Source organism: Halovenus rubra (assembly GCF_026586665.1).
GTDB lineage: Archaea > Halobacteriota > Halobacteria > Halobacteriales > Haloarculaceae > Halovenus > Halovenus rubra.
In genome coordinates, this window is sequence record NZ_JAODIY010000001.1 from 451,931 (window position 1) to 461,468 (window position 9,538).

General features: G+C 52.5%; 11 protein-coding genes. 8 read left to right on the forward strand and 3 right to left on the reverse strand.

What is annotated here, in order from left to right; translation table 11 throughout:
• Window positions 1-12: 12 nt before the first annotated feature.
• A complete protein-coding gene (locus N5098_RS02240) occupies window positions 13-276 on the reverse strand; it encodes a hypothetical protein (protein ID WP_267636055.1) in 264 nt (87 codons plus the stop codon).
• 120 nt (window positions 277-396) lie between these two features.
• Here N5098_RS02240 and N5098_RS02245 point away from each other — a divergent pair, with 120 nt between their 5' ends.
• The 5 genes from N5098_RS02245 (at window position 397) to ppc (ending at window position 5,355) form a co-directional block, all read left to right on the forward strand.
• Window positions 397-555, forward strand: coding sequence for a hypothetical protein (locus N5098_RS02245; RefSeq protein ID WP_267636056.1), 159 nt, complete (start codon window positions 397-399; stop codon window positions 553-555).
• Between the two features lie 129 nt (window positions 556-684).
• On the forward strand, window positions 685-1,191 hold the full coding sequence (locus N5098_RS02250) for a hypothetical protein (RefSeq protein ID WP_267636057.1): 507 nt from the start codon (window positions 685-687) through the stop codon (window positions 1,189-1,191).
• 67 nt (window positions 1,192-1,258) lie between these two features.
• Window positions 1,259-1,930, forward strand: coding sequence for a hypothetical protein (locus tag N5098_RS02255; RefSeq protein ID WP_267636058.1), 672 nt, complete (start codon window positions 1,259-1,261; stop codon window positions 1,928-1,930).
• Window positions 1,931-1,972: 42 nt separating this feature from the next.
• Window positions 1,973-2,395, forward strand: coding sequence for a universal stress protein (locus tag N5098_RS02260; RefSeq protein ID WP_267636059.1), 423 nt, complete (start codon window positions 1,973-1,975; stop codon window positions 2,393-2,395).
• Window positions 2,396-2,643: 248 nt separating this feature from the next.
• Window positions 2,644-5,355, forward strand: a complete 2,712-nt coding sequence (gene ppc / locus N5098_RS02265; protein ID WP_267636060.1) for a phosphoenolpyruvate carboxylase — start codon at window positions 2,644-2,646, stop codon at window positions 5,353-5,355.
• A gap of 59 nt (window positions 5,356-5,414) precedes the next feature.
• On the opposite strand, the gene N5098_RS02270 is transcribed toward ppc, so the two are convergent.
• Window positions 5,415-5,873, reverse strand: a complete 459-nt coding sequence (locus N5098_RS02270) for a DUF8743 domain-containing protein (protein ID WP_267636061.1) — start codon at window positions 5,871-5,873, stop codon at window positions 5,415-5,417.
• A 160-nt stretch (window positions 5,874-6,033) separates the two neighbouring features.
• Between N5098_RS02270 and N5098_RS02275 the strand changes: the two genes are divergently transcribed.
• Window positions 6,034-6,369: a putative quinol monooxygenase gene (locus N5098_RS02275; protein WP_267636062.1), complete on the forward strand. Its 336-nt coding sequence runs from the start codon at window positions 6,034-6,036 to the stop codon at window positions 6,367-6,369.
• A 247-nt stretch (window positions 6,370-6,616) separates the two neighbouring features.
• Window positions 6,617-7,054, forward strand: coding sequence for a GNAT family N-acetyltransferase (locus N5098_RS02280; protein ID WP_267636063.1), 438 nt, complete (start codon window positions 6,617-6,619; stop codon window positions 7,052-7,054).
• A 136-nt stretch (window positions 7,055-7,190) separates the two neighbouring features.
• Here N5098_RS02280 and N5098_RS02285 read toward each other — a convergent pair whose 3' ends face one another.
• Window positions 7,191-8,234 (reverse strand): hypothetical protein, encoded by a 1,044-nt coding sequence (locus N5098_RS02285; RefSeq protein ID WP_267636064.1) that lies wholly within the window; start codon window positions 8,232-8,234, stop codon window positions 7,191-7,193.
• Window positions 8,235-8,568: 334 nt separating this feature from the next.
• On the opposite strand from N5098_RS02285, the gene N5098_RS02290 reads away from it, so the two are divergent.
• Window positions 8,569-9,453, forward strand: coding sequence for a DUF4910 domain-containing protein (locus N5098_RS02290; RefSeq protein WP_267636065.1), 885 nt, complete (start codon window positions 8,569-8,571; stop codon window positions 9,451-9,453).
• Window positions 9,454-9,538: the final 85 nt, after the last annotated feature.

Sequence of the window (9,538 nt, forward strand, 5' to 3'; positions counted from 1 at the left end):
CGCATTACAGGCTCACTCGAAGATATCACTCTTGTCTTCAAGCGCCTCGATATCCCGTGCAATCTTGCTGGCCTCGGGAGCATCGAGCGCGATTTCGACCTCGTTGCCACCGTCATCCTCACAGGTCACTTTCAGACGTTCATCCCCGAACTCGTAGACGTCCACAGATTCGACATCGTAGAGCTTTGCTGTCGCAGATTTAGTCGAACTACCGACGTGTTTTAGAACTCCTTCTTTCAACTCGAACATGAACCGGTCTATATCCAGCGTGAACATATCCGACATTTCGTTGCCGACTGCCATAAGCCCACTCGGTATACTTCTGCTAGCTGAATTACTTGTTGGCCGCTTGACTGTGGTAGATGGTATTATTACCTTCCAATTGTATGTTTAGATATGCCCATTATGTCTAGCGAGGACTTCTCGGTTCACGCTGACGACTGCGATGAAGTTGGAGATGGGATGCCGATATCTGATCTCCCTGACGAGATCACATCGATCGAGGATCTTGAGTGTCAGTGCTGGGACGAGTACGAGACACTCGCTGAAATTTAGGAAACGGGGCACCGTCGAGACAAACATCTTCTGACGCTTAGCCTCCAGCAACGGTCTGCTGATTGTGTGTTTTGCTTATCTAATAGCTGTCCCGGATACTTTCTTGACGCCATCGTGAGTAGACTCAGTATGTTCCGGACTGTTCGTGATGGAGCACCAAGCGTTCTCGTGCCGGCCGCATGGTTCGTCGCCGCCAGTGCACAACATGGTCCCGTGGGCACCACGGCGATGTTCATAGCTCATCTTGTGATGGTTGGCTTCATCGCGATGTTTACCGTCACCGGCTGGTCGGCGATGGAGACTGGTGCGCTCCGTGGGTGGCGGCTAGTGTTGGTTGGTGGATTTGGAGTGACAGTCGCAGGCATCGGTGGGTTTCTGTTAGAGTCGGAACCGCTGCTTGCAATTAGTCTCGTGGGGTGGATGGTTCTCCCCGCCGCTGGACTCATCGATACGGGCCGACGCTTTACTGAGGCACAGTCAATTTACTATGCGAGTGGGACACTGTCTGTCGTCGGGACATTCGTCTATCTCGCCGCAGCGACTGGCCCGATTGGCGTGCTCTCGCTTGGGGGTTTTGTCCTAGTCGCAACTGGCCAGACTGCTGGGATTGTTCATGCGACGACCTTGGGTGTGTGACTGTAACCCACGAAACCGGGTTCACATTCAGGCGACGGGTTAAGATGCTGCCACACATAACTAGGGTGTGTCATTCGACTACTTTTCCCGAGTGGCTGCCAGCACGGAGGTAGCAATCCTTTCGGGATACACTCGGCGACTCCTCTCACCCCCGTTGCCCGGAGACGGTCTCCTTGTTGTTGGCTTTGTGGAAGGTCTTCTCGGCTGGTCACTGTCCTGGCTGTTCGTCTCCGAGCCGTCGCTTGCACCGTTTGGCTTACTCGAAAGTATTGTCGCGCTATGGGTTACGCTCACCGCTGCTATCGTTGTTGTCGCTGTTGTCTACACCGCACCGACCGTACGACGCAACCGTATCTGGCTTGTCTGGGCCGGGCTGAACGCCTCTGCGGTTGGAATCAATGGGGCAACTATTGCCGGCTGGTTTCCCGGGCCTGTCGCAGATGCCCCCTTCGCTACTGACCTGCTTGGCCTTGGCTACTGGCGGCCCTGGTTTCTCGCAGTTGGTGTGGGTTATCTCGCAACTGCACTCTATAACTGGTCGAACCCACAGCTTCGCAAGAGCGAGCGTGTCGTCTATGCGCTTGCCGGTGTTGTCTGCCTGGCTATTCTATCACCGTGGCCGTCGTTTGAGGCACTGGTAGGGCCGAAACTCTTTGTCGTGGGTGGTCTTCTCCACCTCGTTCCGATGGGGTTCGATGTTGTTGCCGATATTGGACTCATCCTCCGGCGGACAGGCTGACTACAGCCGGGAATTGATTACGCTGCGTGCCGACTAGCAACCGTGTACGACCTCATCATCGTGCCGATAGACGGAAGCAAAGCAGCCAGCGATGCTGCCGACCACGGGGTCTGTCAGGCTGTTGCTCACGACGCTCGGCTCGTCTTTCTTGCCGTTGTCGAGATGTCAGGGACTGCAGCACCGGAGGCCCACGACAGCGATGTAATTGAGGAACAGCGTGTGACACAACAGGACGAACTTGCATCGCTGGTCGAGAAGGCACAGTCCGCTGGAGTCGACGCTGACGGTGTTGTCGAAACAGGCGTCCCCTCACGAATCATTCTCGAACAGGCGTCTGAGCGCGAGGCAGACCTTCTCGTCATGGCAACCAGCGCCCGATCCGGCGTCGGTCGGTTCTTATACGGTAGCGTCACTGAACAGGTTATCCGCGAGGCTGACACACCAGTGCTCGCTATTCAGCGGTAATTCTTTCTGGAACCACCGGGTAATTCAACTGGTGTTCTGGTGACACAATCGAACTGTACAGTGAAGTGGTCGGGACACGACAGTTGTACTCCCCAAACTGTGGCCCGTCGTCTCCTACATGTCCCAAGCAGCGTTTGGCGACGTTCACCGACAGTTGGCAGTTATTCCGAAAATCGCCGCATCCGACGGTGTATATCAATAAATCATTAGGGAAAAGTTACTTTTTGTGCCGGTTTGTATGAGTGGTGATGGCTGACAACACGCCAAAAGAGCAGTTACACGGGGGGACGCTTGGGCAGAACATCCGCGAGTTTGCGGCGTTGCTTGGAGACATAATCCAGGAACATGAGTCGGAGTCCGCGTACGAAACAGTCGAACGGTTTCGGAGTGAACTCGTCGAATACCGGGCTGGAAACCGTGACTCACGCGAGCACGTCCGCGCAGAAATTCCGGAGCTTGAAACGGAAGACAAGCGGGTTCTCGCACGGGCATTTCTAACGTATTTTGAACTTATCAACCTCGCAGAAGAGCGCGAACGGGTACGAGTCTTACGTACAAATTCACAGAAAGGGACACTCGAAGACAGTCTCGAAACGGCGGCGGCGGAACTCAGTGACACGGATACAGAGACAGTCCAGCAGGTTCTCAAAGACGTGTTAATTCAGCCGACATTTACGGCTCATCCAACTGAAGCACACCGTAAAACCGTCAAGGCGAAACTCCGGAAGATTGCAACTCGTCTTGAAACTCTCGATGAGTGTACGCATACAAATACGGAACAGAGACAGGTCAAACGCGACATCGAAGCGGAGGTTCTCGGCCTCTGGCAAACACCACAGGTACGAGAGCGTCGTCCAGAACCTGAAGACGAAGCGCGCAACGTCCAGTGGTATCTCGTCAACACGCTCTTTGATATCGTGCCCGAGGTGTACGACGAACTGGAAGACGCCCTTGAAGCAGACGTTGGGGCGGAGGTTACGTTGCCGAAGTTGTTTGAATTTCGCTCATGGGCAGGAAGCGACCGTGACGGGAATCCCTACGTCACGCCGGAGGTTACTGAGGCAACGCTCGACCGGCAGCGCCGACTCGTTGTCGAGCGGTATCGAGAACAACTGGCAGAGATGTCGAGCGTCTTGAGCCAAGACGGGGAGCGCATCGATGTTCCTGCGGAGATTAGTCGGAGTGTCGATGCCGTCGACGACGAGATTCCCGAAGCGCGACAAGAGGCAAGCAAGCGCTATCCCAACGAGCCATACCGTCAAAAGCTGATGGTGATGCGCGAGAAACTGAATCGCATCGGCGATATCAGGTCCGGTGGATACGACAGTGCCGATGAGTTCCATGCGGAACTAGAGACAATTGCACAGAGTCTCCGTGACAACGGCTGTGGCGTCATCGCTGAAGCCCACGTCGAGAAGCTTATGCGACAGGTCGAGACATTTGGGTTCACGCTGGCAAGTCTAGACCTCCGTGACCACCAGCAAAATCATACAACCGCTGTCACTGAATCCCTCTCTCGTGAGGGGGTCGACTACGAGAGCCTCGATGAAGACGACCGTATCGAGCTGTTGACTGACGCAATCTTGCAGGACGACCCGGTTATCACGCTCGGAAATCGAGAGGACCTCTCTGAAACGGCTGCGCGGGTGTTATGCCGATTCGAACAACTTGCCGAATGGCAACGGGAATACGGGCAAGAAGCAGTTGACACCTACTGTATCTCGATGACTGAACAGCCAAGCCACGTTCTCGAAGTATTCTTCCTTGCCGACCAGGCAGGTGTCATTGATTTACCGGGTCACAGTGGACTCGATATCGTTCCACTGCTCGAAACTGAACACGCCCTCTCAGGTGCAAAACGCATCATGGGGACGCTGTTCGAGAACGAAGCCTACGCGATGGCTCTCGATGTGCGGGACAACACGCAAGAGATTATGATCGGCTACTCGGACTCGAATAAGGAAAACGGCTTTCTGGCGGCGAACTGGTCGTTGTATAAGAACCAGCGCCGACTGGCTGAGATTACCGAGGAGTACGATGTCACACTCAGGTTATTCCACGGACGGGGTGGCTCGATTTCTCGGGGCGGCGGCCCGATGAACGATGCACTCAAAGCGTTGCCTAACAGCACCGTTACGGGTGACGTAAAGTTCACCGAGCAAGGCGAGGCAATTGCCGAGAAGTACGGCAACCCAAGCATTGGCGAACGTGAACTCGAACAGATGCTAAACGCCCAGCTTTCGGCTCGCAAGCAGGCGCTTGAACAACCAACAGAAGCCGTTGAGGATGAGTGGCTTACGGCGATGGAAACGATGGCAGACGCCGCCAGAAACGAATACCAGTCGCTGTTGAACACTGATGGATTCGTGACCTACTTCGGACAAGCGACGCCGATTGGCGTGATTGAGGACCTGAACCTCGGCTCCCGTCCTGCTTCCAGATCCGGCGAGCGCTCTGTCGAAGATCTGCGTGCGATTCCGTGGGTGTTCTCTTGGACCCAGTCCCGGTGTATCTTACCGGGGTGGTTCGCGCTGGCAACGGGTATCGATGCCTACCTGGATGACGGCGGTGACATTGATGTCCTCCAGGAGATGTACAACCAGTGGCCGTTTTTCCGGACTACACTTGATAACGCCGCACAGGAACTTGGCCGGACTGACTTCGAAATCGCAAGCGAGTACGCTGCACTCGCTGACGACGACCTTCGCGAGCGGTTTTTCCCCCGTCTTGAAGCCGAGTACGAGCGTAGCGTCGAACTCGTGACGGCGATCACCGGCCGTGAGGATCCGATTGACCGCTCGTGGCTCCGGGAAAGCCTTGACCGCCGTAACCCTTACGTCGATCCGTTGAACCTCCTCCAGATACACCTTCTCGGTAAAGACGACCGGACGGCAACAGAAGAGCAGACGCTCCGGCTCACGGTCAAAGGTATCGCTGCCGGGATGAACAACACTGGGTAAGATTGTTAGGCGACTGTACCGCCTGTTCCTGGCTTGCTATCGGTTGTGGTTGGTCGCTTTCAACTCCGTGCTCGGTCTGAGAGGGCTGAAAGCGTCGATGTGGTCCGGAGATCTGTGACTGTACAGTACCATGCACCGCGGACGCCGTTTCTGTCGTTTGCTACCGGTGTCTCTAACGGGACGAGGTCACCGAAGCGAAACACAACAACGGTCTCGGCGTCTGAAAACGGGTCGATGAGTGTTTTCCAGTCGTCTTCGCTCATCGGGCCGGGCCTCTCTCTGGTCTGTGTTACTCGGTCCGTGATCTGTGCATAGTGCGTAATGCTCGATACCGGCGCTGTCCGGTAGAACGCCATGAACTCGAACGATTTTCGCGTCCGCGGATACGACTGTGGACACGGATAGAAGCCGTCCCGACAGCGCTCGAAGGTATCTGGCTGAGCAGCCACGACACAGACAGACGCCTCTCCCGGCGCGTCGTCGTCTGGCATGTCCTCAACAAACCGGTCCAAGTCCATACTGATACCACGGGTCCGACGGCTAAATGCCTCTCACCGTCTGTGGTGTTTGTTTTCGGTCGCTTCTCACGAATCCGATTCTCCCCAAAAAGTATGCCGCCTCCCGGATTTGAACCGGGGACAGCCCAAAGTATATCTACCAGCCATAGCATTTCCTGTTATGATTCTCGTCCACACGACGATCCCTCTCGATGCGAGCCGAGAAGATGAGTTACTAGAACACATCGACGCTCTCGTCGAACACTCCCGAAACGAGGACGGAACTGTCCGATACCGTGCGCTCCGAGACCTTACTGACCCGAGTCTAATACGATTCGTCGAACAGTACGAAGATGCCGATTCGGCCAAGGCCCACACGGAGTCAGACGTGTACCGACGGTTCGTCGAGACGCTCCCCGATGTCGTCGAGAGCGAAATTGAGACAGTCCAATACGAGATCGACGACGCCACTGTCGCGGAGTTTACAGCAGAGGATGCGGTAGCGGCTCTCGACTGATCGAGGCGCTCTGAACTGAAATCGCGACAACGCAAAAAGTGGTGAGCTGCCGCTTCACGGATTAGGGTCGTCGAGATACCTACGGCGATTCAAGTACGCTTCACAGGGCCGAGAACGAGCTAATCTTCGCTTCTGATTTCGTCCCAATCAGGCTGTTCGTTAGGAGTTTCTCAGTACAATTGAACAAACTGTAGTCTTCTTTGGCCGACACAGTAATAATAAGCCCTGCCACTGTATTGTTCTGAATATGATTCGTTCCGTATCGCTTCGTCCGGCGACTCGCCAAGATATAGACCGTCTGTATCAGTGGCGCAATGACCCTGAAATCTACCGGTGGTTCCGAAATCAAGACGAAGAATTAGATTGGCACGACCATGTAAAATGGTTTCAAAACCGACCTGAAAAGCAAGAGGAGCTGATAATTGAATATATGGGCGAACCAGTTGGTGTCGTTTCGCTTGCAACTGATGGTGACGTTGGTATTTACCTCGGAGAAAAACGACTTTGGGGAAAAGGAATTGCTTCCGAAGCCTTGGGCAAGGCTATTGAAGACAAAAAAGAAGAACTTTCAGCAGAGATTCATGTAGACAATACTGGCTCACAACAGCTATTCGAACGTCATGGGTTTGAAAGAACTGGTCAAGAAGGAAAATGGATTCAATATCGGAAACCTCGGAGCAGGTAGGATCTGAAAAACGAACACGGATTTATACAAGAAGACGGCTCACTTCATGCGGAAGACAAATAACTCACCCGGTAGCGTCGAAAGTGGGAGCGATACTCTATTAACTACCGATCTACGGCTATATCGAACTGCTTGTTCAATCGCTAACAGACTGTTTTCCCGTAACAGACGCTTCAATCTCACTGATTAGGCGACGAGCCTGCTGTGGATCAAGCCCATGAATTCGAGCGGCCTCAATAATATCCTCTCCCAACCCCTCCGGGCAACCGGCACAATGCAGACCGTACGTTGATAGAATGTCTCCCACATCGTTTCGCTCTACAAGGTCAGCCATAGTGGTTCCTTCAAGTTCAGTTTCAATATCGTAATCTTTGGCTATGCGCATGGCATCATTACGTGCTTCCCAAGGAGCGTGTAACAGACGCCAAAATTCGAGACTGTATTCGTCTGGTTGGCGGTCAAACTCACACCAGTATCCGATATGGATATCGTCCCATGACCGGTCGTTTCGGACGACAAACTGTACAAGAGCTCCGGGACAAGACATACTGACATTGTGGCTTGCGTCGAGCTCTCCGAGTGGAATCTGTTTCTCGGTGGGTTTATATTCTATTTCTCCTTCCTGAACTCGAAGAAGAGCAGTGAGTGTTTGTTCACCAGTTAGCGAGAGTGTGAGGGCAAAGTCGCCAATCCTGGCGGCTAAATCAGACCCTCCCAAACTCTCGAAATAATCGGCCAGTTCTTCATGAGTCATATCGAATGACTCAGTTACAACAGGGGGCTGTGATTCGTAGGTATCCAATAGGTACTGTTCCCTGAAATCGTTATCAAAGAATTGCTCACGATTTACTCGACGATCAATAGACCCATCGTTTCCAGACCATGATTCCCCGGGTAAAAGGTCTAACACGGTCACATCGTGTTCAGTAAGGTGTTCTGTCACATCAGCCGGTCGGTTCTTTTCCATCAGTTCCCGATACGATTTATGCGCGGGTTGGACAAGTTCGAAGAACTTTGCAAACGGCAACAAATAATCGGCACTAAACATATCCGCCAACTGTTCGCACTTTTGTAGTGTACCCTCATTCCGCTCCGTAATCATCTGTTGTTTCTCTTCTTTAGCAAGGTGCTTCCAAGTAATCGGATACCCCGAAGCACCGAATGAAAAGCCGGTTGCCACCAGATCTGCTTCTGGGATTGCTCTGTTTACGTCCCAGTTAATTCCTGCGTCATTAAAATTAATAATTTTGAAACCACCACAATTTAACAGTAGTCGCTAGTCGGACTTTTCGTATTCAGATCACATCTAGAAATAAAAACATAAAACACCCCTCATTTCTTGTGAAATTTGGCCGGGTTATCAATCACCTATAAGAATAATGACTTTACTTTCAGACGATCACCAGTAGTCCCTGATGAGCAAGAACGCCGTTTGATTGAATAGCCCTAATGTTGTCCTCTTAGCAATCGAAAAGTCAGAAGATATTAATCGAATCCAGAAGTTGATATGGATAATGGACTTTGATAGCGAACGTGAATGGCTTGAAACTCGTTTTGATGAACTGTGGCCGATCACGAGGAGTATAACCGGCCCTGGATTCCGTGAAAGCTTAGAAATTCTCCAACAGGACATTCCACTAGAGGTTGAAAGCGTCCCCTCAGGTACAGAAGTTTTTGATTGGGAGGTTCCGCCAGAATGGAGGATTGATGAAGCTAAGCTCACCGGGCCCGATGGTGAGGTCTATGCCGATCTCGATGAGACGAACTTGGCAGTAGTCAACTACTCGGAGCCGGTGGATCAAAGATTAACTCTGGACGAGTTGGATTCGCATCTCTATACGCTGCCGGATCAGCCAGAAGCTACCCCATATGTAACCAGCTATTACGAGCGAAATTGGGGTTTCTGCCTGCCGCATAATGTATATGAATCGCTTCCAGAGGGAGAATATCATGCGTACATCGATAGTGAATTAGACCAGAGGGGAAGGCTAAACTACGGCCATACGGTACTCGAAGGAGAGAGTGACCGTGAAGTTCTTCTAAGTACCTATCTCTGCCATCCCTCGCTTGCCAACAATGAGCTCAGTGGTCCTCTCGTCATGGCATCGCTTTACAAACGGATCGCTGCGTGGGATAATCGAAAATTCACGTACCGATTCGCTGTCGTCCCTGAAACGATCGGGTCGCTAACTTATTTATCCGAATACGGCAGACACCTACAAGATAATTTGGTGGCTGGGTTGGTTTTAAATTGCCTTGGTGGTCCTGAGGAGACGCTTTCATACAAGAAGACACGTAGAGAAGATGCACTGATAGATAACGTTGTACAACACATTAACGAGTATATGGAACCTGAATTTCGATTCCGCCCCTTTGACAGGCCGTGTTTAATCACCTGAAGGGAGTGGAATCTCCTGTTCTGCGGCCTTCCTGATGTTGTATACTGCACACATCAGCGCAAGTTCACGGAATTCTCGATACCAG